1 protein-coding gene is annotated in these 886 nt (G+C 41.3%); it reads left to right on the forward strand.

All coding sequences use genetic code 11. The features are described from left to right. The first annotated feature begins 103 nt into the window (after positions 1 to 103). Positions 104 to 523 (forward strand): ExeA family protein, encoded by a 420-nt coding sequence (locus IC21_RS07275; RefSeq protein ID WP_235801109.1) that lies wholly within the window; start codon positions 104 to 106, stop codon positions 521 to 523. The last annotated feature ends 363 nt before the right edge of the window (positions 524 to 886 follow it).

Below are 886 nucleotides of genomic sequence, written 5' to 3' on the forward strand. Positions count from 1 at the left end.
AAAATAAGAAGATATCATCCCACCAAGCCATTTAAATATAGTTCATTCAAAAATTAGAATGAACTATATTTAAGACGTGCGAAATGTGGGTTATGATTCTCCTATGATGCAGGAAATACTGGGGCGGTTAAAATATACGGCTGGAAGGCAGTTATTTGCGGTTTTAACAGGCGATTGTGGGACTGGGAAAACGACGACTATTCGTAAATTTGTTGACCGGCTTGATGATGGACAATATAAAGTACTGTACTTGTCTGATTCCAAATTAACGCCTCGGCATTTTTACAAAGGGTTGTTGGAACAACTCGGGTGCGAGTCTAAATTTTATAGAGGCGATGCAAAACGGCAGCTTCATCGGGAAATTGAGCTTATGAGAGGAATTCATGGTGTTCAGCCGGTAGTGGTCGTGGACGAGGCCCATCTTCTTGATCGGGAAATGTTGGAGGAAGTCAGATTCCTGCTGAACTTCAAAATGGATGCCCAAAGCCCTATGAGCCTGATTCTTGTCGGACAAAGTGAATGATGGGACCGCCTGCACCTCCAATCCTTCACAGCAATCCGCCAAAGGATTGATATTCAATTCAAACTGGGGCATTACGACAGAGCTCAATCTGCAGAATATATTGCCATGCATTTACAATATTCAGGAGTAAATGAGCAAATCTTCACAGATGTAGCTTTGGATGAAATCCATCGTTTTTCCGGGGGAGCCGCAAGGATTATCAACAAGATTTGTACCCACTGTCTACTTTACGGAGCACAAAACAGGCATCGAATCATTGACGATCATATGGTAAAATATAATGGACCCATAAAACTAGACACAAAATGAGGAGCTGTTAAAGTAGGTTTATGAGAAAAAGTTATACGCCTGAATTTAAAACTC

Source organism: Heyndrickxia coagulans DSM 1 = ATCC 7050, assembly GCF_000290615.1.
Classification (GTDB): Bacteria; Bacillota; Bacilli; order Bacillales; family Bacillaceae_C; genus Weizmannia; species Weizmannia coagulans.